The organism is Abyssibacter profundi (assembly GCF_003151135.1).
GTDB classification, from domain to species: Bacteria; Pseudomonadota; Gammaproteobacteria; order Nevskiales; family OUC007; genus Abyssibacter; species Abyssibacter profundi.
This window is the reverse complement of the sequence record NZ_QEQK01000015.1, coordinates 34,454-60,219: the sequence shown is the minus strand read 5'-3', so window position 1 is coordinate 60,219 and position 25,766 is coordinate 34,454. Positions and strand designations below refer to the sequence as shown.

The 25,766-nt window shown below is 63.6% G+C and carries 22 protein-coding genes and 1 other RNA gene; 8 read left to right on the top strand and 15 right to left on the bottom strand.

What is annotated here, in order from left to right; translation table 11 throughout:
* Positions 1-47: 47 nt before the first annotated feature.
* Together grpE and hrcA are read right to left on the bottom strand one after the other, a co-directional pair.
* Positions 48-635, bottom strand: coding sequence for a nucleotide exchange factor GrpE (gene grpE / locus DEH80_RS14805; RefSeq protein WP_109721289.1), 588 nt, complete (start codon positions 633-635; stop codon positions 48-50).
* A gap of 74 nt (positions 636-709) precedes the next feature.
* Entirely contained in the window at positions 710-1,768 is a 1,059-nt protein-coding gene (gene hrcA, locus DEH80_RS14800; protein WP_207774630.1) for a heat-inducible transcriptional repressor HrcA, read from the bottom strand.
* Between the two features lie 73 nt (positions 1,769-1,841).
* Between hrcA and DEH80_RS14795 the strand changes: the two genes are divergently transcribed.
* A complete protein-coding gene (locus tag DEH80_RS14795) occupies positions 1,842-2,708 on the top strand; it encodes an NAD(+) kinase (RefSeq protein WP_109721288.1) in 867 nt (288 codons plus the stop codon).
* Positions 2,708-4,393 carry a DNA repair protein RecN gene (gene recN / locus DEH80_RS14790; RefSeq protein WP_109721287.1) on the top strand — a complete coding sequence of 562 codons (1,686 nt, stop codon included), beginning with the start codon at positions 2,708-2,710 and terminating at the stop codon, positions 4,391-4,393. Before DEH80_RS14795 ends, recN begins: the two co-directional genes overlap by 1 nt.
* 27 nt (positions 4,394-4,420) lie before the next feature.
* Here recN and fur read toward each other — a convergent pair whose 3' ends face one another.
* Positions 4,421-4,840 carry a ferric iron uptake transcriptional regulator gene (gene fur / locus DEH80_RS14785; protein WP_109721286.1) on the bottom strand — a complete coding sequence of 140 codons (420 nt, stop codon included), beginning with the start codon at positions 4,838-4,840 and terminating at the stop codon, positions 4,421-4,423.
* A 76-nt stretch (positions 4,841-4,916) separates the two neighbouring features.
* Here fur and DEH80_RS14780 point away from each other — a divergent pair, with 76 nt between their 5' ends.
* Positions 4,917-5,273, top strand: coding sequence for an outer membrane protein assembly factor BamE (locus DEH80_RS14780; protein ID WP_133249262.1), 357 nt, complete (start codon positions 4,917-4,919; stop codon positions 5,271-5,273).
* Between the two features lie 19 nt (positions 5,274-5,292).
* Here the strand turns inward: DEH80_RS14780 and DEH80_RS14775 are convergent, their stop codons facing one another.
* Both DEH80_RS14775 and DEH80_RS14770 read right to left on the bottom strand, forming a co-directional pair.
* Entirely contained in the window at positions 5,293-5,592 is a 300-nt protein-coding gene (locus DEH80_RS14775) for an RnfH family protein (RefSeq protein WP_109721305.1), read from the bottom strand.
* The gene (locus DEH80_RS14770) at positions 5,589-6,974 is read right to left on the bottom strand and encodes a sodium-dependent transporter (protein ID WP_109721284.1); all 1,386 of its coding nucleotides are present in this window, start codon (positions 6,972-6,974) and stop codon (positions 5,589-5,591) included. Before DEH80_RS14770 ends, DEH80_RS14775 begins: the two co-directional genes overlap by 4 nt.
* 145 nt (positions 6,975-7,119) lie before the next feature.
* On the opposite strand from DEH80_RS14770, the gene smpB reads away from it, so the two are divergent.
* Positions 7,120-7,605, top strand: a complete 486-nt coding sequence (gene smpB, locus DEH80_RS14765; protein ID WP_109721283.1) for an SsrA-binding protein SmpB — start codon at positions 7,120-7,122, stop codon at positions 7,603-7,605.
* A 71-nt stretch (positions 7,606-7,676) separates the two neighbouring features.
* Positions 7,677-8,039: a transfer-messenger RNA gene (gene ssrA, locus DEH80_RS14760) on the top strand.
* Between the two features lie 115 nt (positions 8,040-8,154).
* Here ssrA and DEH80_RS14755 read toward each other — a convergent pair.
* Positions 8,155-9,396, bottom strand: a complete 1,242-nt coding sequence (locus tag DEH80_RS14755; protein ID WP_109721282.1) for a multidrug effflux MFS transporter — start codon at positions 9,394-9,396, stop codon at positions 8,155-8,157.
* 201 nt (positions 9,397-9,597) lie between these two features.
* Between DEH80_RS14755 and mnmC2 the strand changes: the two genes are divergently transcribed.
* Positions 9,598-11,433, top strand: coding sequence for a tRNA (5-methylaminomethyl-2-thiouridine)(34)-methyltransferase MnmC2 (mnmC2, locus tag DEH80_RS14750; protein WP_109721281.1), 1,836 nt, complete (start codon positions 9,598-9,600; stop codon positions 11,431-11,433).
* 92 nt (positions 11,434-11,525) lie between these two features.
* Here mnmC2 and DEH80_RS14745 read toward each other — a convergent pair whose 3' ends face one another.
* Positions 11,526-13,181, bottom strand: coding sequence for an acyl-CoA dehydrogenase family protein (locus tag DEH80_RS14745; protein ID WP_109721280.1), 1,656 nt, complete (start codon positions 13,179-13,181; stop codon positions 11,526-11,528).
* A gap of 74 nt (positions 13,182-13,255) precedes the next feature.
* Here DEH80_RS14745 and DEH80_RS14740 point away from each other — a divergent pair, with 74 nt between their 5' ends.
* Entirely contained in the window at positions 13,256-15,946 is a 2,691-nt protein-coding gene (locus tag DEH80_RS14740; RefSeq protein ID WP_109721279.1) for a serine/threonine-protein kinase, read from the top strand.
* A gap of 96 nt (positions 15,947-16,042) precedes the next feature.
* Here the strand turns inward: DEH80_RS14740 and DEH80_RS14735 are convergent, their stop codons facing one another.
* The 7 genes from DEH80_RS14735 to DEH80_RS14705 form a co-directional block, all read right to left on the bottom strand.
* Positions 16,043-16,444 (bottom strand): MAPEG family protein, encoded by a 402-nt coding sequence (locus DEH80_RS14735; RefSeq protein WP_109721278.1) that lies wholly within the window; start codon positions 16,442-16,444, stop codon positions 16,043-16,045.
* A gap of 113 nt (positions 16,445-16,557) precedes the next feature.
* Positions 16,558-17,064 carry a hypothetical protein gene (locus DEH80_RS14730; RefSeq protein ID WP_109721277.1) on the bottom strand — a complete coding sequence of 169 codons (507 nt, stop codon included), beginning with the start codon at positions 17,062-17,064 and terminating at the stop codon, positions 16,558-16,560.
* Between the two features lie 102 nt (positions 17,065-17,166).
* A complete protein-coding gene (locus tag DEH80_RS14725) occupies positions 17,167-18,495 on the bottom strand; it encodes a GGDEF domain-containing response regulator (RefSeq protein WP_109721276.1) in 1,329 nt (442 codons plus the stop codon).
* Between the two features lie 13 nt (positions 18,496-18,508).
* Complete coding sequence (locus tag DEH80_RS14720; RefSeq protein ID WP_207774629.1) at positions 18,509-19,084, bottom strand: chemotaxis protein CheB; 576 nt, start codon at positions 19,082-19,084, stop codon at positions 18,509-18,511.
* Positions 19,074-19,895 carry a CheR family methyltransferase gene (locus DEH80_RS14715; protein ID WP_109721275.1) on the bottom strand — a complete coding sequence of 274 codons (822 nt, stop codon included), beginning with the start codon at positions 19,893-19,895 and terminating at the stop codon, positions 19,074-19,076. Before DEH80_RS14715 ends, DEH80_RS14720 begins: the two co-directional genes overlap by 11 nt.
* Entirely contained in the window at positions 19,892-24,370 is a 4,479-nt protein-coding gene (locus tag DEH80_RS14710; protein WP_165831492.1) for a response regulator, read from the bottom strand. The genes DEH80_RS14715 and DEH80_RS14710 overlap by 4 nt, the downstream gene beginning before the upstream one ends.
* 89 nt (positions 24,371-24,459) lie before the next feature.
* Entirely contained in the window at positions 24,460-24,792 is a 333-nt protein-coding gene (locus tag DEH80_RS14705; protein ID WP_109721273.1) for a DUF2834 domain-containing protein, read from the bottom strand.
* Between the two features lie 87 nt (positions 24,793-24,879).
* Here DEH80_RS14705 and DEH80_RS14700 point away from each other — a divergent pair, with 87 nt between their 5' ends.
* Positions 24,880-25,134, top strand: coding sequence for a hypothetical protein (locus DEH80_RS14700; RefSeq protein WP_109721272.1), 255 nt, complete (start codon positions 24,880-24,882; stop codon positions 25,132-25,134).
* On the opposite strand, the gene DEH80_RS14695 is transcribed toward DEH80_RS14700, so the two are convergent.
* Positions 25,131-25,667 (bottom strand): histidine kinase, encoded by a 537-nt coding sequence (locus DEH80_RS14695; protein WP_165831491.1) that lies wholly within the window; start codon positions 25,665-25,667, stop codon positions 25,131-25,133. The two genes, DEH80_RS14700 and DEH80_RS14695, sit on opposite strands and share 4 nt — an antisense overlap.
* Positions 25,668-25,766 lie beyond the last annotated feature (99 nt).

Genomic DNA, 25,766 nt, shown 5'->3' with positions numbered 1-25,766 from the left:
GCTACTGCCGGCTAAATGGGGGAAGCCGGCCAAAATTCAAGACGGGATCAGTCGTCAGACTTGGGTTGCGGCTTCGCGACCGTGACCATCGCAGCCCGCAACAGGCGATCGTTCAGCAAATAGCCGCGCTGCATGACGTTGACCACGGTATTGGGGTCGGCATCGGCCTCGACCATGGCCACAGCTTCATGCTGCTCCGGATTGAAGGGCAGACCGGTCGGGTCGACCTGCTTGATGCCAAACTTGTCCATGACACTGGCCAACTGCTTGAGCGTCAGCTCCACGCCTTCACGCACGGTCTCGACCGTGGCGCTTTCCGCCTGCGCCGACGCCAGCCCAAGCTCCAGCGAGTCCCGCACACCCAGCAGTTCGCTGGCGAACTTTTCCAGCCCGAACTTGTGGGCATTGGCCACGTCCCGCTCGGCGCGGCGACGCACATTTTCCAGCTCGGCGCTGGCACGCAGATAGGCTTCCCAGTGCTCCTTGGCCTTCGCCTCAGCGGCGTCCAGGGCCGCCTGCGTCACACCCTCTTCCGGTGCATCAGCGGCTGCAGGCTCGCTTTGTTCTGGGGTCTCGGCCTCCGCGGCCTGGGCTTCGGAGTTGACGTCCTCCGGCTTCTGGTCTTCTGGCGTCATGCTGCGATCCGTGTTTCGAAAAGGCGGTGATGCGCGACACTCCCGTCGCACGGCTCGCTTGGTGGGGGCGCTGTTCAGGTTTTCAAGCCGGAACCGAACATCTGCGCCGTCAGCCCTACCAACGGCACGATCCGCTGATACGCCATGCGGGTCGGCCCGATCACGCCAAGGACGCCGGCCACCTCTCCATCGACGTGATACGGCGCGGTGACGACACTGCACTCGTCCAGCACGGCCACACCCGATTCCTTGCCGATAAAAATTTGCACCCCGTCGGCATCCAGGCACTTGCGGAACAAGGCAGCGATTTCCTGCTTACGATCCAGCGCATGGAGCAATGCACCCAGTCGTTCACGACTTCCGATCTCGGAGAACGCCAACAAATTGGGCTCGCCGGCGATCACCAAGCCGTCATTCTCCCGGCCGGCTGAAGGACTGACGGCCTGTTGCATCATCGTCGCCAGTTCCGCACCCACGGCGGCACGCGCGGCCTCGACCTCACGGCGGAGCAACTCGGCCACCTCGAACAGATGTCGGCCCGCCGCACAGCGATTAATAAAGGCAGCGGCGCGCTCCAGCGCGTCCCGGGAGTATGCGCGCTGTAGCTGCACCACGCGGTTCTGCACCTCGTCCCGATCCACCACCAGCACGACCAGCACACGCCGGCCGGACAAGGGTAGGAACTCGATTTGCCGCAGCAGGCGCAAATCGCTGCGCGGCACCGACACGATGCCTGCCATCCGCGTTAGATCGGCCAACATGGCCGAGGCGTCGCTAGTCAGCTGCTCGTGATGACTATCCGCGGCGCGCAGCTTGGCCCGAAGCTCCCGCGCAGTTGGTGCCGCCAATTGCTCCGGCTCGAGCAAGCTGTCGACGAAAAAGCGGTAACCCAATGCAGTCGGCACGCGCCCGGAGGAGGCATGCGGGGCGGACACGTAGCCCTGCTCGGCCAAATCCACCATGATGCTGCGCACGGTCGCGGCGCTAACGCCCAGCCCGCTTCTGGCCAGCAGCGTTGAGGAGCCGACAGGACGACCGTCCGCGATAAACTGCTCGACCAGCGTCTTGAGTAACGTCGCTTGGCGTGCATTCAATGACGGCAAATCGGTTTCGATGCGAGACTCGGGGCCCACGGGGAAATCACGACTCCATGCTTGAGAAAGAGAAAGCCATGCGCATGACGCGCTGTCAACGAGGGAGCAGGCCGTGACCGAATTCCGTCATGTCGGCATTGTTGCTAAACGGGACGATGCCGCGGTGCTGACGACGGTTGAGCGGCTGGCGCGTTACCTCCTGAACCGCGGGTTGAGCATTCTTCCAGATGCCATTGCTGCACCGGTGACCCCTGCCGCGCCGATCAGTCGCGCCGAGATGGGGCCGCAGTGCGATCTGTGCATCGTGGTCGGCGGTGATGGCACGCTGCTGGATGCAGGCCGCTACATGGCACCGCACGACGTTCCGATTGTCGGCGTCAACCGCGGCCGGCTCGGATTCATGGTCGACGTCTCACCAGATGACATGAGCGCACGCCTCGACGAAATCCTTGATGGTCAGGGTATTCGTGAGGATCGGCTGATGATCGAGGGGCATCCGGATGTCCAGGGTGACCCCATCAAGCGGTTTCTGGCGCTCAACGATGTGGTGGTGAGGAACCGCGCGTTTGCGCGACTGTTGGAATTCGATACGCGTATCAATGGCGAATTCGTGACCCGGCACCGGGCTGACGGCATCGTCATTTCCACGCCGACCGGCTCCACGGCCTACGCGTTGTCCAGTGGAGGCCCGATTGTTCACACCGGGATTGATGCGCTGACCTTGGTTCCCATCTGCCCGCATACGCTGTCGGACCGGCCACTGGTCATCAACGCCAACAGCGAACTCGAAGTCGTGGTTCACGGCGACAATACCGAGGCGCTGGTGACCTGGGACGGCCAGGTCAGCCATCCACTGGCCGGTGGTGACCGCATCCGCATCCGGGCCTCGGACAAGCGCCTGACGCTCATCCACCCGCCGGGCTACGACTACTTCCACATTCTTCGCAGCAAGCTGCACTGGGGACGCGGGCAAGCCTGATGTTGCGCCAGCTTTCTATCCAGAATCTCGCCGTGATTACCGATCTCAATCTGGATTTCGGAGACGGCTTCAACGTCCTCACCGGCGAAACCGGTGCGGGCAAGTCCATTCTGATCGACGCCATCGGCCTCGTACTGGGTCACCGCGCTGACTCAGACGCTGTCCGCACCGGCCAACCGCGCGCGCAGGTCGACGCGGCTTTCGACGTGGGTGTGGATTCGCCCGCAGGTGCCTGGCTGCGTGATCAGGCGCTGGACGACCCCGACGACCCCGGGTGCTGCCTGATCCGCCGCGTGGTCATGGCGGACGGCGGCTCGCGTGCTTTTATCAACGGTTCGCAGGCGAATATCCGCAGCCTCAGGGCGCTGGGCGAACGGCTGGTCGATGTCCATGGCCAGCACGACAGCCAGCGCCTGCTCGACCCCACCCAGCAGCGTCAGTTGCTGGACGCATTCGGACGCCACGACCAGGTCCTGACAACCGTGGCGACACGGGCGGCCGATCTCAAACGGCTGCGCGACGCACTGGGCGAGGCACAATCGGCAGGCAAGCCGACCGAGGCAGAAATCGAATTGCTGCAATTCCAGCTCCAGGAACTGGACGCCATCGCGCCTGAACCGGGTGAATTCGAACAGCTCGACCAGGAGCAGCGGCGGTTGGCCAATGCGGAGCAGCTCATGCGGGATGCAGCGGCCGTCATCGGCCTGCTCGTCGAGTCCGACGACGGCGCCGCCATTGAGCGCAGCGGCAAGGCCCGGGACGTGCTGTCCGACCTGGAGGCTGTCGACAGTGCCTTTTCCGAGGCGCGCGAACTTGTGGATTCCGCGACCATCCAGCTGGAGGATGCTGCGCGTCTGGTTACGCGCCAGCTAGACCGCATGGAACTGGATCCCGAGCGGCTGCAAATCGTAGATGATCGATTAACCGAGCTGCACCGCTTGGCCCGCAAACATGACTGCCAGCCCGACACCCTGCCCGAGTTGATTCAAAGCCTGCGCCATCGGCTGGATCAGGCCATCCACGCCGGCGAGCACACGGAGCGACTGCAGCAGGAGATCGAGGCCGCCCTTGCGGCGTATCGAGAGGCCGCCCAGCAACTCACACGCGCGCGCTCAGACGCTGCCATGCGGATGCAGCAGGCCGTGACCGACAATGTGCGCAGCCTCGGCATGCCTGACGCGCAGGTTCGCATCAGTATCCGTCCAGACCCCGAGCAGGTTGGCCCGCACGGGATGGATCGCGTCACGTTTGAAATTGCCGCCAATCCCGGTCAAAGCGCGCGGCCACTGGCTCGCGTCGCCTCCGGGGGCGAGCTCTCCCGCTTGGCGCTGGCCATTCAGCTCGTGGTGCTGGGCGACGACGCAGCGCCGACCATGATCTTCGATGAGGTGGACGCCGGCATCGGCGGCGCCGTTGCAGAAATCGTCGGCCGACGCCTGGCGGAGTTGTCAGAGCGACATCAGGTGCTCTGCGTGACCCACCTGCCGCAGGTGGCCGCGCAGGGGCATCAGCAGTATCACGTCAGCAAACAAAGCAGCGACCAGGCGACCCGAACCCGGGTTGAACAACTGCAGGAGGATCGCCGCGTCGAAGAAATTGCCCGCATGCTCGGTGGCGTTGAGGTCACCGAGCGCACACGAGCCCACGCCCGCGAGATGCTCGGCTTGGGCGAAGCCACGGCCTGACGCCAAGCCAGGCCACTGCCGGCGACCTTAGTCGTTCTCTGCCTGCGCCTCGGGGCTCAGGCCATAGATCACCAAGCTGTGATCGGTCATCTTCCAGCCATGCTCGGCGGCAATCTCTCGCTGCCGCTGTTCAATGACATCGTCGACAAACTCGACGACCTGACCGGTCTTCATGCACACCATGTGGTCGTGATGCGGACCATCGTCCAGCTCGAACACACTTTGGCCACCATCGAAGTTGTGGCGGGTAACGATGCCCGCAGACTCGAACTGCGTCAGCACGCGATAAACCGTCGCCAAACCGATTTCCTCGCCCAGCTCCAGCAGTTGCTTATAGACGTCTTCGGCCGTCATGTGACGCTCATCGGCGGATTCCAGGATCTCCAGAATCTTCAGCCGCGGGAGCGTGACTTTGAGTCCGAGTTTTCGCAGGTCTTGAGATTCCACAGCTTCGATACTCCGCCAACGGGTTTTGCCAAGCGTGTATTATCGCACGTCCTTCAACCGACCCACCTGCACCACCATGATTCGATTGGTCGCACTCGCCGGCGTGCTGGCTTTCACCACCGGCTGCAACCTCGTTTACAAGCTCCCCGTCAACCAGGGCAACGTGATCGAGCAGGAGCAGGTCGATCAGGTTGAGGTTGGCATGACGCCAGAGCAGGTGGAGTTCCTAATGGGCTCCGCGCTGGTCAAGAGCGAGTTGCGGGAGACCGTGCGCTGGGACTATGTCTCCTACTACCTGAGCCCACGCGACAAAGAGCTGCGGCGCAACATCACCATTGTCTTCGAGAACGGTGTGGTGTCCGAGATCATCGGCGCCAGCAACGAAACCGACCGCGAGCAATCACAGCCGGTTGACCCGCCGCCGACGCGGTAAACCCGAGCTGGCGGGCGGCTCAGCCCTGCGCCTTGGCCTTGGCCGCCCGTTTCCGACGGGCCGCCTTGGGATCGGCGATCAGTGGGCGATACACCTCGACCCGGTCTCCACTCTTGACCTCGGTCGTGGCCGGCACCTGTTTGCCGAAAATCCCGACCGCAGCCGCCGCCAGATCGATGTCCGGGTACTGCTCCAGCAGGCCGGACCGCTGCACGGCCTGTTCAACGGTCGTGCCAGCCGGCACGTCGAGCCGCAACAGGGACTGACGATCCGGTAACGCATAGGCGACTTCGATCGCCAGCAAGTCTGCTCCACTCATGGTTCTGCCCATAGTTGTACCAGTCGCTGGCCCACCCCCAGCGCGTCGATCAGGACGATGATGATGCCGATCCGAGCGGGGTAGCGCATCATCCAATACCAGGCCTGAAACACGCGATTCGACGGCTCGGTCCCCCACAACTCGGCGACCAGGGTGCGCGGCAACAAGCGGCCGACGTAGACACAAAGCCCCAAGGTCGTCAGCGGCACCAGCAGCCGCCCAGTCAGATCCAGCAGCCATTCGGCCAGCGTCCGGCCGCCTGGGGCCAATTCGGCCAGCACGTTGAAGGACAGAATGGTCAGCAGGCCGAATAGCCAGATCAGCATCCCGCTGGCGGTGGCCGAGAAAACACGCGACAAGCCGAAGCGCTCCATCATGCGCAGCACAATGGGTTCCAGCAGTCCCACTGCCGACGTCAGCGTCAACAACGCCAGCATCACGTAAAGCGCCAATGTGGGCATGGCCCCTTGTGCGCCAAACGCCTGAGGCACTTGCTGGAACAGCAAGGGCACACCCGAACGGGGCGCCTCTCCCGTCGCCAGCACCACGGCGAACAACGCCGTGCCGCCAACAAGCATGAACAGCAAATCTCCGATCAAGACGGCTGCAGCACTGCGCAGCAGAGGCGTGTTGTCGGGCAGGAAGACGCCGTAAGCCAGCATCACACCGGCACCCAGGCTCAAGGTGTAAAACGACTGCGAAATGGCCGACAGCACGCCGGTCAAACCCAGTTCCATTGGACGAAACCCGAGCAACAGTCCGGCCGCCTCGCCCAGATACCCGGTGCCGGCGGCGTAGAGCAACAAACCGATCGCCAATACAAACGCCACGGGCACCAGCAGGGTCGTGGAACGCTGCAAGCCGAACTTGGGACCGTGCGCAACCACCAAGGTCACGAACACCATGAAGATCGTGTGCCAGGCCAGGCTACGCTCCGGATCACCGGCCAGCGCCAGAAACTGCTGTCGGGCCGCCTCCGCATCAATGGCCGAGAACGTGCCGGCCCCGGCGCGAATCGCATAAGCCAGGGTCCAACCTGCAATGACAGCGTAGTACGACAACACCAGGGCTGCGGCGATCAGCGCAGACCACCCCAACAGCTGCCAGCCACGACCGACATGCCCCTCGCGCGAAAGATGCCGAAGCCCCCAGACCATGTTGGAGCGCATCCAGCGCCCCAGCACCCACTCATTGAGCAGCAACGGGGCCGCCATGGCGCACAGGCTGACGATGTAGATGACCAGATACGCCGAGCCGCCGTACTCTGCGACCAAGCTGGGCAGCCGCCATAGGTTTCCCAGACCGACAACGATACCCAGCGCGGCCAGCACAAACCGACCTGGCGAACTCCAATAGCCGTAAGGCGATGACCTTAGCGGCATCTGCACCCCCCTTCTCGCACGCAGCCTAAACGGGCCGCCCAATATGATTTCGAACTACCGATCGGCCGCCGCTGCGAGGCCGACCCTCCCCGACCGAACCTTCGCAGCGCGCGCCTGAACGCAACGGGCACGTATAATCCGAGCCGTGAGCAAGAAGAGCAAATCAAAATTGGGTGATCGCCAGATCGCCGTAAACCGACGCGCACGGCACGACTACCACATCGAGGACCGTTTCGAGGCCGGCATCGTTCTCAATGGCTGGGAAGTGAAGGCATTGCGCGAGGGCCGGGCCCAGGTCGCTGAAGCCTATGTGTACCTCAAGAACGGCGAAGCTTGGCTGCTGGGCGCGCATATCAATCCGCTGCAGTCCGCATCGACGCATGTCGTCGCCAAGCCCGACCGCACGCGCAAACTGCTGCTGCATCGCCGCGAACTGAGCCGACTCATCGGCTCCACCGAGCGCCAGGGCTATACCTTGATCCCCCTGGACCTGCACTGGACGCGCGGGCGGGCCAAACTGGAAATCGGTCTCGCCAAGGGCAAGAAGCAGCATGACAAGCGCTCGGACATCAAGAGCCGCGAATGGGATCGCCAGAAAGCACGCATCCTGCGTCACGGCGAAAAAGCCTAGGGCGCTGTCGTCACCGGCCTGAACTTCTTGGCCAACTGCCGGTCCATTTATGCGACACTATCGCGTTCATCGGGGGCGACTTGGATTCGACGGGAGTCGCGAAACCTGACGTGCATGCCGAGGTGCAGTCCCCCTCGTAAAACAGACTTGCAATCAAGCTTAGTTGCGAACGACGACAACTACGCCCTCGCTGCGTAAAAAACCGCAGTGAGCGTCCGACCTGGTCTGCTTGTGGGCTGGGTATCGGGCGTCAAATTACACAAGCTCGCCCGCGGATAGGTCTCTGGTCCAACGGTTAAAACTTCGTGAGTCTAAGCGGCTGTCTTCCCTCGCCTGCCGGGTAACAGTCGCCGACAATCAAAGGCTAGGCTAAGCATGTAGATCGAAAGGCAGAGGGCTTTCGGACGCGGGTTCGATTCCCGCCGCCTCCACCAATAAAATCAAGCATTTATGCTTGTTTGGGGCTTCTCAGGGCACTCTTTCCCTGCCCTCGCCCTTAGCTCAACAACAGGCCGCCACCGTGCGGCCTGTTCTGTTTCTGCCAAGCGCCTACGAAGGCATCGGAACCATCTCGGATAACTGCCTGGCGCGACGCTGGGTACGCAGTACGATGGCGAGGCCAGTCAGTGCCAGCACCAGATTGCCCAGGGCCAGCGCGACCAGGGTGCCGTCGTACTGCTGTGCGATGGCAAAGCCCAAGCCGGTGCCTGCAACCGTCGTGAAACTCCCGATCACCGCCGCTGCGCTACCGGCGTGGTGTCCCATGGGTTCCATGGCCAGGGCATTGAGGTTGGCGCCCAAAAAACCGAAGCAGAACAGGCAAAGCCCTTGCAGCAGGATGTACAGCGGCAGCGGGACGACGTCGATCCAGGCCAGTACCGACCAGAGCGCCGCAATCGCGATCAGGCCCAACAACGCGGCCCGCGTCATGCGTTCCAGACCGAAGCGGCGGAGCAACCGTGAATTCGCGAAGGCAGCCGCCGAAAGAAACAGCGCGATGATGGCGAACAGCAAGGTGAACCCGGCGCCCACGCCGTAGCGATCCTGAAAGATTTGCTGCGCCAGGCTGATGAAGACCACCAGCACCCCGAACACGCTCCCCAGCGCCAGCATATAGCCGCGGGTCACCGGATGGCGTAGCGCCACGGCAAACCCGAGCAACAGGTTCTCCCGGTTGAAGGGACGCCGGTTGGCGGTCGTGAGCGTTTCCCGCACGCGGTAATGCCCCCAGCCCGCTATCGCCAGACCGGCGATGAACAAGGTGACGAACATCCATTGCCAGGGCGCGATCAATAAGATCCCCTGCCCGATGGAAGGCGCCAGAATCGGTACGATCATGAAGACCATCATGGCCATCGACATGACGCGTCCCATCTCGACCCCAACGAAGCGGTCACGCACCAGTGCCATGGCCACAACGCGGGGCGCACCCGCGCCAAACCCCTGCATGAATCGCGATGCGATCATGATTTCGAAACTGGTCGATGCGGCGGCGACCAGGCTGGCGGCGGCGAATAGCAACAAGCCGAAGCTCAGCACTGGCTTGCGGCCGAAACTGTCACTCAGCGGTCCGTACAGGAACTGCGAGGCGCCCAGCCCGAACAGGTAAGCGGAAATCACCGCCTGACGGTCATTCTCGTCGCTGGCCCCCAGCTCGGATGCCATCTGCGGCAGAGCGGCCAGCACGATGTCGATGGCCAGCGCATTGATGGCCATACAGGCCGCCACAAAACAGACGAACTCACGCAGGCCCATAATGGGTTGACGGCTGGCAGGTTGGACTGCGGGCATGTTCGAGCTCCTTGCCAGCCGAATGCGAGGCGGCGGGACGGGGGTCGTGAAAGCGTGGGTGGCCTAGGCAAGGTCATTAGCACCCACCGTGCGGGCGCCCGACCACTGGCCGCATGACTTGCGTATGGGCCACCATGGCGCCGACGCATTCGTTAGTTTACCTAATTAGATGGGTGGTCAGCCATCCCGCACACTATCTCGATGGATCAGCACGACAGGAGCGGCGAGCAGTCGTGGTTGCAATGGGATCAGGGTCACCCCTATTCCAAGCGCTATGGCGACCGATACTTCGATCGCGACGGACTCGCCGAGTCAAACTATGTCTTCCTGCGACACAACGACTTGCCTGCGCGCTGGGCGAACCGTCGCGCGTTCACCATTGGTGAACTGGGCTTCGGCACCGGCCTCAACGCCTGTCTGACACTAGAGCGCTGGCGGCAGACCGCTCGCCCTGATGCATGCCTCGATTACATCAGCGTGGAATCACATCCGCTGGGTGCCGACGACATGCGTCGCGCCTTGGCCCAGTGGCCCCAGCTGGGGCGTACAGCCGATGCCCTTGCCAGCGCCTGCCAGCAGTTGCAGCCAGGCTTCAACCTACGCGTGCTGGAGAGCGGTCGTGTTCGCCTGCTGGTGTTGTGTGGGGATGTTGACCGCATGCTCGAAGCCCTGGATGCCCAGGTGGACGCCTGGTACCTCGATGGCTTCGCACCCGCACGCAACCCGGACATGTGGTCCGAAACGGTGTGTCGATTACTCGCGGCACGCACGCGTTCTGGCGGCAGTTTTGCCACCTACACCGCCGCAGGTTGGGTACGACGCAATCTGCAGGCAGCGGGATACGACGTGTGCAAGGCGCCCGGGTTCGGGCGCAAGCGCGACATGCTGCATGGCCACCTGGCGAAAGCAGTGGACGCGCCCGCGCAGGGTGATGCCGCCGCTAAACCGTGGTTCCAGCGGCCGAAACCTGCTGCGACCGACCATGCCGTGGTCATCGGAGCCGGACTGGCCGGCAGTGCCACCGCTCGCGCCCTGGCCGAGCGAGGGCTGGATGTCACGGTTTACGACCGGCCAAAACCCGACGTGGCCCCGCCCTCACGACTGCCCGCGTTAATCGTTCGCCCGTATCCCGAGCGCGCGGCCAATCTGCGTGGTCGGTTTTATGACGCCGCTTTCGGCCATGCTGCCCACCGCCTGAAACAGGCCGCCGGCTGGCATCCAACCGGGGTCGGCGTCATCGCCCATCGCGGTCGCCTCAGCGGCCATGTCCTCGACGCGGCCGAGCTGACGCAAGCCGTCGGCACCCCGCTGCAGGCGCCAGGTCAGTGGTTGCCTAACGCCGGATGGCTGCATCCGACGCGGTGGACGGCCGCCTGGCTCGACCATCCTCGAATCCGCTGCCTGAATCAACCAGCGCCGGATCGCCTGGCCGGCGTGCCGACCGTACTGGCGACCGGCGCGGCCGTCACCGACTGGGATTCGATCGCACCTGTCTCCAGGGCCCGGGGACAGATGAGTGAGCTGGCGCCACCCGACGGCAAGCCCCTGCCGACAGCGGCGCTGGCTGGCGGCGGATTGTGTGTGCCGTCAACAGGTACGGCCTGGGTCGGCAGTAGTCATCAACGCGGTCAAACACAGGCCACGCCAGATGCAGATGAGGCGGCCTCCTATGTGACGAACTGGCTTGAACGGCTCGGGTGGCCGGGTTCGGTCGACGTCCTGACACATATGGCCGCCGTCCGGGCGGGGACGCCAGACCGGATGCCCCAGGTCGGTCCCCTGCCAGATGCCGCCTGGTGGCAATCGCAGTACGCAGACATCCGGCATGGGCGGCCCGGAGCACGCTTTCCTATCGGACGGGTGGTCGAGCAGCGCTGGCTACACCGGGGTCACGGAAGCCGAGGGGCAACGGCCGCACTGCTCTGCGGAGAGATCATCGCTGCCGCCATCACCGGTGCGCCGCTGCCTGTGGATCGCGAGACCTGGAACGCCTTGCATCCCGGCCGCAGCCTGATCCAGGCCTTACGCCGAGCCTGACCGACCACTAGCGCCACGCCTGCGCTCAAAGTCGCGCGATGGGGAACCCGCAGCCAAACATCGCCCTGAGCCCCCCGCTGCGCAACGCAGACCTATGTCTGGAGCGGCACGTGCGCACGGTCGAGGATGGCCTCGTACGCCAGGCCTGCAGGCAGCGTGCCGAAGACCCGGCCGCCACCAAAGCGGCCAGCCATGAACGCTTCGGCCACAAACCCCGGCGCTGATCGCACCAGCAGGCTGGCCTGCAGGCAAACAGCGAGTTCTTCAACCAGTGCACGCGCCCGGGTTTCGATCTGGTCGCGATCAGCCAGTGCCTGACCCAGGTGCTCCACCCGTTCAGCAAGCCCCGCATGTTCGGCTGCACCAATGCCCAACTCACGCGTAATCGCGGGCAGGCTGTCCGGTTCGCGGGACAGCGCTCGCAGTACGTCGAGACACTGGATGTTGCCAGAGCCTTCCCAGATCGAATTCAGCGGTGCCTGGCGGTACAGGCGCGGCAGGATCGATTCCTCGACGTAGCCCGCCCCCCCGAGGCATTCCTGCGCCTCGTTGACCATCATCGGCGTGCGCTTGCAGATCCAATACTTGCCCACGGCGGTGAGCACACGAGCCAGCGCCGCCTCCTCGGTATCACCCTGGGCCGCAGCATCCAGGGCGCTGGCCAGTCGCAGCGTCATCGCCAACGCCGCTTCCGACTCCAAAGCCAGATCGGCCAGCACGTTCTGCATCAGTGGCTGGTCCGACAGCAGCCGGCCGAATGCCTGCCGATGCTTGGCGTGATGTACGGCCTGGCTCAAGGCCTGGCGCATCAACGATGCAGAGCCGATCATGCAGTCGAGCCGGGTATGCATGACCATCTCCAGAATGGTGGGCACACCGCGACCCTCCTCGCCCACCATGACGGCCCAGGCCTCGAAGAACTCCACCTCGCTGGACGCGTTGGCGTGATCGCCCAGCTTGTCCTTCAGCCGCTGGATCCGAATCGCGTTCTGGGTGCCATCGGGTTGGAACCGCGGCACCAGAAAACAGGACAATCCGCGCTCGCTCTGTGCCAAGACCAGAAATGCATCGCACATCGGGGCCGAGAAAAACCACTTGTGGCCGACCAGTCTGTAGGCCTGACCCGGGCCGTACTGGCTGACAGGTGTCGCCCGTGTGGTGTTCGCACGGACATCAGAGCCACCCTGCTTTTCGGTCATCCCCATGCCAATGGTGGCCCCGTGTTTGTCAGCCAACGGCAGAAATCGTCCATCGTAGTCAGTGGACAGGATCTTCGGCAGCCACTGTTCGGCCACCTCCGGCTGGTTGCGCAGCGCGGGGACCGAGGCATAAGTCATGGTCAGCGGGCAGCAGGTCCCCGCCTCGGCCTGACCGTGTAGGTAGGTCAGCGCGGCACGCACCACCTGCGCGCCTTCGCCGGGCCGGGACCACGGCAATGAGGGCAAGCCATGACGGATCGCCGTGGCCATAATCTCGTGGTAGGCCGGATGAAATTCGACCTGATCAAGCCGATGTCCGAAGCGATCGTGGGACCGCAGCACCGGCTTGTTGGCATTGGCCAGAAAGCCCAGTTCCATCAGGCGGCCGCCCGCCAGTTCCCCATAGGCCATTGCCCGCTCGTGCCCCCAGCTGCCACCCAGTGCATCCATCCAGTGGCGTAGCACCTGGTCACCTGCATAAAGATTGGTCCCCAGAAAATCGGGGGGCTGGTTGCTCACCGTATGGGTCAAATCATGAACGTTCGGCATGGCATGTTTCTTGAGGAACTTTGAACGACAGTGGATCATGGTCGAAGGGGCAAGCTCAACAGCGGGCGACGGGGATGAACGAAACAAATTGGGCCGAGATCGAACGGGTATTCGATGCGGTCATGGATGTCGCGCCAAACCGCCGACAGGCCATGCTGGATAAGCTCTGCGAGGGGAATGACAGGCTGCGCACGGCGGTGCAGCGCTTGCTGGATGCCGACCGCGATGCCGGCGAGTTCCTGCAGCAACCCGCAGCCTCAGCCTCGACGGCTACCCCCGACGAAACCGCAGACTATGCCCTGGCCCGCGGAGACCATATTGGTGTCTGGGCCGTGGCCTGCCCGCTGGGGCGGGGCGGCATGGGAGAGGTCTATTTGGCGGACCGCTCCGACGGGCAATATCGACAGCAAGCGGCCGTTAAACGACTGCCAACACGTGATCCCGGACGGCTGCAACGATTCCAGCGCGAGCGCCAGATCCTGGCAGACCTGGATCATCCCAACATCGCGCGACTGCTGGACGGCGGTGTCGACGACCAGGGTCATCCCTATATGGCCATGGAGTATGTCGACGGCCTGCCACTCCTCGACTACTGCCAACAACACGGACTGGCACTGCACGCGCGGCTCGATCTGTTCCGGTGCATTTGCGACGCCGTCGCCTATGCCCACCGTCGTCTGGTCATCCACCGCGATATCAAACCGGCCAACATTCTTGTTCGCGCAGACGGCACGCCCAAACTGCTGGACTTCGGCATCGCCTCGCTGATCGATGATTCGGGCGTGAAGAATGGCCAGTTGACACAGGCGCTCTACACCCCGAACTACGCGGCCCCCGAGCAACTGGCCGGCGGTCAGATCACAACGGCCACTGACGTGCATGGGCTGGGGGCGGTGCTCTATGCCCTGCTTGCAGGACAGCCGCCGCAACAACTGGACGGGCTCCCGCTCCCCGCCGCCATCAACCGGGTGCTGACCACCGTGCCCCCTGTTGTCAGTTCATTGATCGATCGCTCCAGCCCCCTGCATGGCCACAATCTGACGGATGATCTCGATGCCATCTGCGCCATGGCGCTGCGCAAGGAGCCGGATGCCCGCTACCCCAGCGTACTCGCGCTTTGCGAGGATATAGACGCCATGCTCGCTCTGCGGCCGGTTGCGGCCCGTCGGGGTGCGCGTCGCTATGTTGCCCGGCGCTTCATCCGCCGCAACCGTGTGGCGGTGGCCGCGTCGGCACTGGTGTTGACGTTGATCATCGCGGCACTGGGCATGACCAGCTATTACGCACATCGCGCCGCGGTCCAGCGAGATGTCGCACTGCGCGACGCTGCCCGCGTTGCCAGCATGCGGGATGCCATGGCCCGGGTACTGGGCGCCGCCGGCAGTCAGAACGAAACCGGCGAACCGCTCACCGCCGTTGGCCTGTTGGACAATGCGCTGGCGCATCTTGATGCCGAGCTCGATGACGATCCGGCCAGCCACGCTGCCGGCCTGCGGATGATCGGCACCATCTTTTTCGCCATGGACGACTACGGCCGGGCCGAGCCGGTTCTGGAGCGCATCGCCAACAATCCGTCCCCGCAGATTCCCCCGGACATCCGCGCATTGGCCCAATTCGACCTGTCACAGATTCGCTTTGAAGCAGGCGATACCGCCGGCGCACGCGCACTCTTTCAGCAGGCGCATGACTACTGGCTGGCCAACGAATCACGCCATGAAGTTCAGCTCATCCACTCGGCTTCGATGCTGTCACGGTTGTATCGGCTGGATGACAACCCCGAGGCGGCCGTGGGCGTCATCAAGGATGCCCTGCGCCGCGCGGACCGCCACTGGGGCCGCAACCACGAAGAAACCGCCATTGTGCTGAGCAACCTGGTGGTGGCGCATTTCTACAACAACGACATGGACGCTGCCCAGCGAGTCAGCGCGCAAACCTGGGCCGTCTGGGAAGCCCTGGACAAGACCCAGACCGTCAACGCGCTCAACACCCTGAGCAACTGGGGAGCCATTGCCCGCAAGCGCGGTGATCTGGTGACGGCGGCCGAGCGCATGCAGCGCGCCATCGAACTCCGGCAGTCGCTTTATGGCCCATCCGCCGCTCTAGCCCGTCAGATGCTCAATCTATCGAAGCTCCAGACCGACAATGGCCAGCTGGATGCGGCACTGACCACCGTCGACCAGGCCCTGCCCATGGCCCATGAATACGGTGAACGGGGCGACAAGCTCACAACCGCACTGGGCTGCCAACGCGGCTACGTCCTGCTGCAAGACGGGCGCCACCAGGATGCGCTGGTTGAACTTGAATCGACCCTGGTCGACATGACACCCAGCACCCAGAACGACATCTACGGCACGGATTGTCGCGTGCTTCGCGGACATGCACTGGCGGTCAACGGGGACTTTGATCGCGCTGAAGATGTGCTGGACCGCAGCATCGAAATTCTGCTCGAGACCGGCGAGCCGGGTAAGCCGCACCTGTCTTTGGCGCTGAGCTATCGCGCGCGACTGGCGCTTTATCGCGGCGACGCCGATGCCGTGCAGCGATTCGAACAGGCTCTGGAGATCAAGCAGGCGCTGCACGGCCCTGAGCACTATCAGGTGCAACTGCTGCGCTGCGAACTGGGCCGTGCTCTGGTCGCTGCCGGCAATCGCGAGCAGGGACACCAGCTCATGGAGACCGCCACAGGCGCGCTCAAGTCGCAGTTCGGTGCCCAGCATGCGCTGTATCAGCGGGCTCAGGCCATCCGGTCAGAAGCGGCCATCTGACCGTCGGGGGCGGCCTGTCCCTTCGGCACCGGCAAACGGCGCTGCGACGACCGGCTGCAGCCGGTGCGGCTTCAGCTAGCCGCCGCAGCACTGGGCTTAGATGATGTTGAACAGCATGTAGAGCATCAGCAGGACCTGCGCGATAAACATCGTCGCCCGGGCCAGTACCAACGGAAAACTGGTACCCACGCTATGCACGGCAATTTGTACCAGACGCGCGTACAACACCCAGGGCGCCAGCGCATCGATCACGGCCCGCTGGTCCAGAGCCACCGCCAACAGAACCACAGCGGCAAACGGAACCAGATTCTCAATACAGTTCAGATGGGCGTGCTTGAGCCGAATGATCAGGCCCGGATCATCCTCCGGCCGACCACGTGTCCAGTGGTCCGCTGCTTTCTTGCCGCTAAGAACCAGCGGTACGCGATAGCCAGCGTAGATCAGTGGCAGCAGCAAGGTGATGGCGGTGAAGCCCGCCAGAGCCATTAGTCCAGTCATGTTCTCCTCCCTGTGAATATCGCCTGTCGAATCGACTCGAGCCAATGGCGATTTGTTGGAGAGGCAAGACTAACCGATCGTTCAAGCCGACCGCACCTACCCGAACGCAGTGGTCAGGATGAGGGCGAATGCTCCAGCGGCCGCAGACCCGCGACCAGCGCTGTGTCCGGCTGGTCACAGGCCGCCAACAACTCCGCGCTGCGCACCAGGTGACGGGGCTGCATGGGCGGGGCCCTCAGCGAATCCAGCTCTTCAACCAAACGACGGGGCAACGGCTGCGACTGCGCCTGCAAACGAACGCGCACCTGAACCAGTTCGAGGTAACGGTGGTAACGACGATCCCCTTCTGCGACGAGGTGACAGGCCACACGCAGCGTATCGACCATACTGAGCTGCGCCGGCACCCGCCCCCCGAACTGCGGTGCCACATAGCGCGTGGCCAGATCGTCGTGGCGTAACGCGGCCTGCACGTAACCCTCGGCGGCCTGAATTGCGGCGGCTCGATCACGGTCGGCCTGCGCCAGCTCACGATCACCCCATTGGGCGGCGAGATTCGTTGCCGCCAACAGCAGCGCGACAGTTGTTGCAAACAGGGTGCGACGGGAGCGAATCGAAGACATGCCGGAACCTCGCGGACAGGACCAAATCAATAACTGTATTTTTATACAGTATTTGTCCTGACTGCAAGGCCAGCACGCACCGGCACCCGACAGGTCAGGGAATTACGCCACGGCGATCGACACGCCGGGGTCGCGCTTGGCCACATACATGGCCTGATCTGCGGCCCGAACCAGTGAGTCCGCATCGGTTGCGTGATCCGGGCACATGGCAATACCGATGCTGGCACCGCACTGCAGCGACAAGCCATCGATGACCACGGGCGCCGTAATCGCTTCCAGCAGGCGCTCGGCGATTTGCCGCGCCTGCGAAACGGTGGAGCAACTGGCAAGCACAACGCCGAACTCGTCTCCCCCCAGACGAGCCACCGAATCAGCGCCCCGAAGCATGCGCGCCATGCGCCAACTCAGTGTCTTGAGCAGGCTGTCGCCGGCATCATGGCCATACTCATCGTTGATCGGCTTGAAGCCGTTGAGGTCTAGATACAACAAGCCGAAGGCTGGCTGATCATCCGCATGGACGCAGCGTTCCAGGTGCCGCTGGAAGATCCGGCGATTGGGCAGGCCGGTAAGCTCGTCATGCTCTGCGCTGCGACGCAAGGCTTCCTGCGCGCTGAGCTGATCCGTGATGTCGTTGAAGACCAGGACAAACCCCGATGTCTGCCGCTGCGCAGAATCGACGGCCGACAGGCTGAAGGCCACTGGGATGGGCGGCTTGCCCGGCAGCACGAACTCGGTTTGGGTACTGCGGTAAATACCCTCTTCCACCGCGATGCGGCGCATGTCGCTGGCCATGAAGTCCGTCCCGACGCGCTCACGCAGCGCCGCGTTGAACAGCGTGAATATCGGTTGGCCGAGCAGTGCGGCACCCTCCACCCCGAGCAATCGCGCCGCGGCAGGGTTGGTGAAGTCGATCACACCGTCGCGTGTCAGCCCGAAGATCCCCTCGGCGGCACCACGCAGCAGGCCACTGAGCTGTCCGTTGACCCGTCGCAACATATCCGTTGACTCGGCCAGCCGGCGCCGATGCAACCATAAATCGGTGAGCACACGCACCTTGGAAATCAACAGCTTGTCGTTGACCGGTTTGAACAGATAGTCAATCGCACCGGTGTCATAGCCGCGAAACTCGCGCGCCTCGCTGCGATCCCCCGCCGTAATGAAAATCACGGGGATGGGCACTTCGCCAGCATGCTCACGGATCAGCTCTGCGGTTTCGTAACCATCGAGATCGGGCATCTGCACATCCATCAGGATGGCTGCAAACTCGTGTCGCAGGACCAGCGACAAGGCCTCATGGCCTGATTCCGCCTCATGCAGCTCAAGGCCCAGTTTGCCGAGTATGGCCCGGTACGCGAGCAGGTTGGCTGGCGTATCGTCGACCAGCAACAGCTTCGGACGTGCCGGCACATCGGCCTGCCTTCTTCCCTCCATCGACAGACTCCCCTTAGTCGATTCCGCGATTGATGAGATCGGCGATAAACCGACCCAGTCGCCCCGCCGCCACTACGTGATCCGGACGGCAACAGGCCAGGGCCGCCTCCGGCATGGTGGCTGCAACCGCCGATTCCGGCGACTGAACCACCGTGGTGCCGCCCAGAGCCTGGATGCGGGCCAACCCACGGGCCCCGTCAGCGCTGGCGCCGGTCAGCAACACGCCCAGCAAGCCATGACCGAACACCATGGCGGCCGACTCGAACAACACGTCGATCGACGGTTGCGCGTGGTTCACCGGGCCGTCGGATGACAGGCTTAGCGACCGATCACGCTCGACCAGTACATGGTAACCGCCGGGTGCCAGGTACACCGTGTTCGGCGCCGGGCGCTGCTTGTCTTCCACTTCCAGCATGCGGCAGCCACAGCGCTCTGAGAAATGGTGGACAAAATCCGGCGTGCTGCCACGCGGGATATGCAGCGCCATCAGTAGCGGCGGGAACTCCACGGCCGCCCAACGCGGCAGCACGTCCAGCAACAAATCGAAGCTGCCGTGCGAGCCACCGATGACCACCGCGTCAAATGGCACGGTACAGTCGCGCGTCGCGATCCAGACATTCAAAGCGCTGCCCGGCCGACAAGTGCAGTAGGCTTTCCTTCGCGCCCAAGGCGAGAAAGCCGCGGCGAGCCAGGCTGCGGCGGAACAAATCAACCACACGATTCTGTAAATCGCGTTCGAAATAAATCAGCACATTACGGCACATGACCAACACCATTTCGCCGAATACCTCGTCCGATACGATGTTGTGCTGCGAGAACACCATGTTGTCGCGCAGCGAGGCATCAAAGCGAGCGGCGCCATATTGCTGGACCGTGTAGTCGGCCAGCCGTCCGGTTCCGCCAGCCGCCAGGTAATTGCGCTCGCCCCGTGCAATCGACTCGGCCGGGTAAATCCCATCCTTGGCGCGGGCCAATGCATCGGTATTGATGTCGGTGGCATAGATCTGTGCCCGGTCCAGCAAGCCGGCCTCCTTCAGCAGGATGGCCATCGAATACACCTCTTCACCCGATGCACAACCGGCGTGCCAGATCTTGAAGTAGGAATAGGTTCGCAGCACCGGAAAGACCTGCTCGCGTATCGCCGCAAAGCATTCGGGATCGCGAAAAGGTTCGGTGACATTGACGGCAATCCCGTTCACCGCCCGATCCACGAAGCCGGGCTCATGCAATAAGCGGGGAATTAGCTCGCTCACCCGCGCCAGCTCCAGCTGCTCAACAAGCCCCAGTAGCCGCCGCTCCAGTGAAGCGCGCGAATACTGGCGGAAATCGAGGCCGAAACGCTCGTACATCGCCTGGATGACCAGATCGACCTCGATTCGGAGAATCTCGGGGTCCGTCACGCGGCACGCCCCAACCACAGCCGAATCATCGACAGCAGGCGGTCCATATCAATGGGCTTGGCCAGATAGTCACTTGCGCCCGCCTCCAGGCATTTGCGGCGATCTTCCGGCATGGCCTTGGCCGTCAGCGCAATAATCGGCAAATCAGCCTGTGTGCTGTCAGCGCGTATACGGGCCATGGCTTCGTAGCCATCCATCACCGGCATCATGATGTCCATCAGGATCAGGTCCACGCTGCCCAGCTGGTCCAGCTTCTCCAAGGCCATCTGCCCGTTGTCGGCAATATGGACCTCGAACCCCTTCTTCTTGAGGGTTCCGGACAAGGCAAAGGTATTGCGCAGGTCGTCATCGACCACCAACAGACGCTTGCCCTCGAACACCCCGGGACCATCATGCAAACGCTCCAATACCTGGCGCTGCTGGGCGGGTAAGCGTTCATTCAGTGCATGGACAAATAGCGTGACCTCATCCAGCAATCGCTCGGGCGATTCCGCCCCCTTGACCACCACACTCTCGGCCATTGCGGTCAGTTCCCGGTGTTCGTCCCGGGTCAGGTCGCGGCCGGTGTAGATGATCACCGGCGGATGCTGGCGCGATTCGCTGGCCCGCAGACGTTTCAGAAATTCCAGGCCGTCGATATCGTCGAGCTTCAAGTCCAGCACGATGCAATCAAAGGTCTCGGAGGCCAGGCGACGCAGTGCCTGCTCCCCGCTGGATTCGGTCTCGATCCGAGTCTGATCGTTCTCCAGCAGACTGCGAATGGCGGACTGGGCTGCGGCATCATCCTCCAGGACCAGCACGCGTCGCTGACCCGTTTGTGCCGACTCAATCTGGTTGAGGACTTCGCCCAGCGCCTCACGGGTCACGGGCTTGGCCAGAAACCCGATGGCCCCCATCCGCAAGGCGTCGACCGAGCCATCCTGGGCAGAGACGATATGCACCGGAATATGGCGTGTCTCCAGACTTTCCTTGAGGACTGCCAAGACTTGCTGCCCGCTCATGTCGGGCAGACGCAGGTCCAGCACAATGCCTTGGGGGCGATACTCCCGCGCCAACGCCAGCCCACTACCACCATCCAGCGCCACCAGTGCCTGGCGGCCGCGGGCCCGAATCTGATCACGGACAATCGCCGCGAACGCGGGATCATCTTCAATGATGAGCACGGCCTGTCCGGGCCCGGTCAGCGCGTCGCGGTCATCCGGCACAACCGCCGCCGGCAGGTCCGCCGGCGAGGATTCCGCGGCGCCCTCGGATAGGGCCGGGTCTGTGGCCAGCGTGTCTGCATCCGCTGCTGCAGGCTCCAGCCACTGTGGCAGCACCGCCGAGAACACGCTCCCTTGGCCGGACTCGCTACTGGCGTGCATTGTTCCGCCCAGCAAGGCCGCCATCTCACGGCAGATGCTCAACCCTAGGCCCGTGCCCCCGTACTGGCGACTGGTCGAACCATCGGCCTGGACAAATGGCTTGAAGATCTCGTCCAGCTTGGCCGGTGCAATACCGATACCGGTGTCAATCACCGAGAACGCCAGCAACTGCTCGGTTGCCCACGGCTCGCCCGCTGGGCCGACCGGCCGCGGCAAAGCGGCATCTGGTCGTGAGACACGCAGTGTCACGCCGCCTTCAGCCGTGAACTTGATGGCATTCGACACGAGATTACGCACGATTTGCTGCAGCCGCTGGGCATCCGTGCAGATTTGCTCAGGCAGGTCCTCGGCACATTCGATGTGGAATGCAATGCCCTTGGCCTGGGCCATCGGTTCAAACTGGCGCCGCAGCGTGTTCAGCACGGCTTTGAGCATAAACGGCTCGGCATGAACGGCCAGCTGCCCGGCCTCGACCTTGGACAGATCCAGAATTTCGTTGATCAGGTTCAGCAGGTCGCGGCCGCTTTCGTAGACCACCCGGGCCGACTCCGATTGCTCGGCGGTGAGGTTGCCCTCCTCGTTGTCGGCCAGTTGCCGGGACAGAATCAGCATGCTGTTCAGCGGGGTGCGCAGCTCATGCGACATATTGGCCAGGAACTCAGACTTGTACTGCGTGGCCTGCTGCAGCTGCCGGGCCGACGCCTCGAGCTTGGTGCGTTCCCTGGATAGCACCTCGCTTTTCTCTTCCAGCTCCTCGTTGGTCGTCCGCAGCTCTTCACGCTGCTGCTTGAGCTCTTCCTCCGACTGGCGCAGCGCCTGCGTTTGTTCCTCCAGTTCTTCATTGGAGACCCGCAGCTCCTCCTGCTGCTCCTCCAGCCGCGTGGCCATGGATCGGGTCTCTTCCAGCAGCTGATCGGTGCGCTGCTTGGCTTCCAGGGCATCCAGCGCCAAGGCAACCGATTCCGAAACGCTATCCAACAGCTCCAGGGTCTGCTCCGGTGCCCGGCGGTGCCAGGCCAGTTCCAGCAGCCCCACCACGCGGCCCTGGCCACGCAAGGGCACCAGTGCCACCGTGCTGGCCAAGGTCTGGCCCAGACCCGATGCAACAGGCAGATAGTCAGCCGGCAGGTCTGCGAGCAAGAACGCCCCCTGGGCCTTGAGCGCCCGACCCAGCTGGCCATGGTCGGCATCGAACCGGCTAGGCCAGTCGATGCCATCGGGTAGTCCAATGTGAGCCTGCAGCACAACACCCTGCTCATCCTGCTGATAAAGCGCACCGATGTCCGCCTCCAGTCTGTGCAGCAGGCTTTGGACCACCGCCTCCGCCAGATCGCCAACCGACCGGGGGCGACGCATGGCGCGCAGGACTGCCAGCTGGCCTTCAGCACGCCAAGCCGCAGCCGCCGTGGTGCTGCGGTAATCTGCAAGCGCGGCGGCCATGGCATTGACCGCCTGCGACAGCGTGTCCCGCTCACTGCGCGGCAGCAGCGACGTGTCGTAGTCACCGGCAGCAATGCGCTGGGCGTGATCCTCGATCGCCCGGCTGGCCTGGCCCAGCGACACCAGCGACTGTGCCATCACATCCTGCGGCCCCAGCGGCTCCGGCAATTGGGACGTATCACCATCGGCCAGTCGCTGTAGCGCCGCCGCCAGGCTGGCCACACGCTGGTTGTATTGCCGCACCAGGGCTTCGAGCACACCAATTTCATCGGTGGCTGCATTCCCCGCTCGATGCTGCAGTTCGACCGAACCGGTCTCGGTCACATGTCGCAGATCATCCAGAAAGCCGGCCAACCCACTGCTCAGGCGCCGGTAAAACGAGAACGCCAGCAGACTGACCAGCACAACGACCAGCCCGCCCAGGGCCAGGGTCCAGATCGCGCGACGATCGGCCGCGTGGTAGATCGCATCAGCCTGCAGCCGCAGGGTTTGGTGCAACGCCTGCGCCGCCTCGTCCAGCTCGCGGTCCAGTACCTGCTGTGCCTCGGCCTGACGAATACGGTTCATCGGGCTCTGCCACCGGGTCAGCGACTCGATGGCCTGTAGCGCCGCCGTATCCGAGACCTTGACCTGCGCATCAATCGTCGCCGCTGTGTCGCCCCGTGCCAGAGCCGCCGTCACGAACGGGATGCGTTCGACATACGCGGTCAGTGTCGTTTGAAGGTCGGTGATGATCTGCTCATCAATACCAGCCGCTTCGGCTTCATAGGCGATGCGATCCAGCACGGCCTGCGCTGCATCCGCTTTGGCGTTTAACTGCTCAAGGTAGCTGACATCCCCGCGCAGAACGTAGTTCTTGAAGGCATGGATGAATCCCCCGTAGCCCATGGACCGCAGCAGCCGTTCCGTAAGCGCCGCCACTTGCTGCTGGTCCAGTGCATCCTCCACCGCGTCGAACCAACCCTGGGCGCGGAGCTGGCCGACCAGTCCGTCCAGTTGCCTGGCCGCGGAGACATTGGCCATGAGCTCGTTGTAGAGCTCGGCACGCTGCTCCAGTCCGGCAAACGCAACGCTCATCGCGATGGCCGTCTCCGGCTCAACCTGCCCATGCTCATCCGCGTAGGCCATCAGGGTTGCGAGCAGGCCCGCGTCATCGTGCATCCGGTGCAGCACGGCTGCTGCGCGGAATTCTGCTGCAGCCTGGGCACCCCCGGTTTGGATGGCCACCCGGTCCATCCACTGGGCTGCGCCCTGGGTTGCGGGAGCAAACTTTCTGATTAGGCGCTCGAGAGCCGTCCCTGCATCAACGCCGGCCCGCTGAGCCAGACGACTGGTTGAGACATCGATGTAGCGTCGTAGCGGTGCATCCAACTGACCGAGATCGCCCTGTTCCTGTCGCCAGTTCTTCAAGGCATCCAGCGCCGAGTTTGTCTGCTCCCGCCAGCGGGCTTCAGGCGCACCATTGCGCCCCAGCGCGAGAATGGCTGCGTTGCGCTGTTGTGCCGCCGCTCGCCCCACTGCGCGCACGAGCTCAACCCCTGCCAATGACCGCTGCACCTCACTGGCGCGTTGATGCGCGTCCAGCACTGGCCGTAGACCAACAACAACCGCGGCCACACTCATCAGCACCGGCAGGGCTGCCAGCACCAGCATCTTCGATCGCAGCGTCATGCGCGCGTCATCCTTGGCTCCTGTCATCCCTGCTTTGACCTGTCACGACGTATCCCCTGGATAGCGGGTGCGCCTGCTGTTCGTGTGTATCACAGGTCGCGAGCTGACGCCTGCGCGTGTCGCAACAACAGGTAGGCCGCCAGCCCGGTGGCGACGCCTGGCACCACCCCAAGCAACAGGCACACCCAACCGTGGCGAACGCCGCGATGCGCCGCCTCGTACCCCACCCAAACCGCGAGGATGAGCCAGCAGGCAATGGCGTCGCTGGCGTAGCCGGCGGCATAGGGATTGACGAAGCCGGCCATGGCGGCCCCCGGAACATCCGGGTTGGTCAGTAGCGGCGGAACCACGAGAATCACAAACAGCAGGGCGAACCCCAGGCCGATGACGGCCACCAACGCGCGAAACACGGTCTCGGACATTCTCGGAACTCGTATACTGAATTGGATCGAAACTCTACGCCGATACGCCGCAGCCGGTCTGGCAACACATCTGACAGGAATCCTGACATGTCCGATCCGACCCGCAATCGCGTTCAGCGCCGTATCCTACTGGCCGGCATTGTCGGTATGCCGGGCGCTGTCCTGATCGCCCTGGGTTTGCAAGCGCTGTTCTCTGACCAGCCCCTGCACCCCGTGCTGGCCAATCCCGATGTGCTGTGGAGCGTCATCGGTGTCGGCGCCGGCTTTCTGGTGTGGGAAGCCCTAATCCTGGTACCGGCGCTACGCGAGCAGGCCCGCACACGGGCCAGAAACAGGGGCTAGCTCTCTGCCACGCGGCGTAACGTGAGGCCCTGCGCCTCGATGCTCGCCTGAAATCCCAGGCCCTCCAACCAGGCCGCGGTGGCATCGGTTCCCGCCCAGGGCGAGAATCGCAGCGCGGCTGCGGGCGTCGTTTCCACGACCGCGACATGCTCAACGCCGTCGACCAAGTGCAGTAGCTGCTGGCAGGCCCAGTACCAGCGCCCGCGTTCCTCGAGTGACCACGCCTGGGTATCCAGTTCGCCGTCGGTGGTGATGCTGCGCCCCAACTGCGACTCCGCATACAGGCGGATCGACGCCAGCAGCCCGACCTGATCCAACAGGCTGGGGCGAAGCTGGACGGTGGCATCGCGGACCTGGTCTGCCGCTTCGTCCAGGGCGCTGAGGGCCATTTGCTGAGGCGGCGATGCATCCAGTCGTTTCAGAGACAACACGGCCAGCGTCAGTGACTGGGCAATGTCATCGTGCAGCTGCGACGCCAATTGCCGCCGGTCGGCCAGCAATTGCCGAAGCACCTCGTCCAGCGAATCAGACATCCGCGCACACCTTGAAAATATGCGCGCCATGATGCCACGCCCCCAAACGACAAACGGCGCGGAGATCCGCGCCGTGTCTGCTTGAGGTAGGTTGCGCCT

What these genes read in the sequence shown, in the direction of transcription:
- DEH80_RS14735 (WP_109721278.1), bottom strand. Translation starts at nt 16,444, where the DNA reads ATGACTGGACTAATGGCTCTGGCGGGCTTCACCGCCATCACCTTGCTG.
- DEH80_RS14725 (WP_109721276.1), bottom strand. Translation starts at nt 18,495, where the DNA reads ATGGAGGGAAGAAGGCAGGCCGATGTGCCGGCACGTCCGAAGCTGTTG.
- DEH80_RS14740 (WP_109721279.1), top strand. Translation starts at nt 13,256, where the DNA reads ATGAACGAAACAAATTGGGCCGAGATCGAACGGGTATTCGATGCGGTC.
- DEH80_RS14730 (WP_109721277.1), bottom strand. Translation starts at nt 17,064, where the DNA reads ATGTCTTCGATTCGCTCCCGTCGCACCCTGTTTGCAACAACTGTCGCG.
- DEH80_RS14745 (WP_109721280.1), bottom strand. Translation starts at nt 13,181, where the DNA reads ATGCCGAACGTTCATGATTTGACCCATACGGTGAGCAACCAGCCCCCC.
- DEH80_RS14775 (WP_109721305.1), bottom strand. Translation starts at nt 5,592, where the DNA reads ATGAGTGGAGCAGACTTGCTGGCGATCGAAGTCGCCTATGCGTTACCG.
- DEH80_RS14700 (WP_109721272.1), top strand. Translation starts at nt 24,880, where the DNA reads ATGTCCGATCCGACCCGCAATCGCGTTCAGCGCCGTATCCTACTGGCC.
- recN (WP_109721287.1), top strand. Translation starts at nt 2,708, where the DNA reads ATGTTGCGCCAGCTTTCTATCCAGAATCTCGCCGTGATTACCGATCTC.
- DEH80_RS14705 (WP_109721273.1), bottom strand. Translation starts at nt 24,792, where the DNA reads ATGTCCGAGACCGTGTTTCGCGCGTTGGTGGCCGTCATCGGCCTGGGG.
- DEH80_RS14710 (WP_165831492.1), bottom strand. Translation starts at nt 24,370, where the DNA reads ATGACGCTGCGATCGAAGATGCTGGTGCTGGCAGCCCTGCCGGTGCTG.
- DEH80_RS14780 (WP_133249262.1), top strand. Translation starts at nt 4,917, where the DNA reads ATGATTCGATTGGTCGCACTCGCCGGCGTGCTGGCTTTCACCACCGGC.
- grpE (WP_109721289.1), bottom strand. Translation starts at nt 635, where the DNA reads ATGACGCCAGAAGACCAGAAGCCGGAGGACGTCAACTCCGAAGCCCAG.
- DEH80_RS14755 (WP_109721282.1), bottom strand. Translation starts at nt 9,396, where the DNA reads ATGCCCGCAGTCCAACCTGCCAGCCGTCAACCCATTATGGGCCTGCGT.
- mnmC2 (WP_109721281.1), top strand. Translation starts at nt 9,598, where the DNA reads ATGGATCAGCACGACAGGAGCGGCGAGCAGTCGTGGTTGCAATGGGAT.
- DEH80_RS14695 (WP_165831491.1), bottom strand. Translation starts at nt 25,667, where the DNA reads ATGTCTGATTCGCTGGACGAGGTGCTTCGGCAATTGCTGGCCGACCGG.
- DEH80_RS14770 (WP_109721284.1), bottom strand. Translation starts at nt 6,974, where the DNA reads ATGCCGCTAAGGTCATCGCCTTACGGCTATTGGAGTTCGCCAGGTCGG.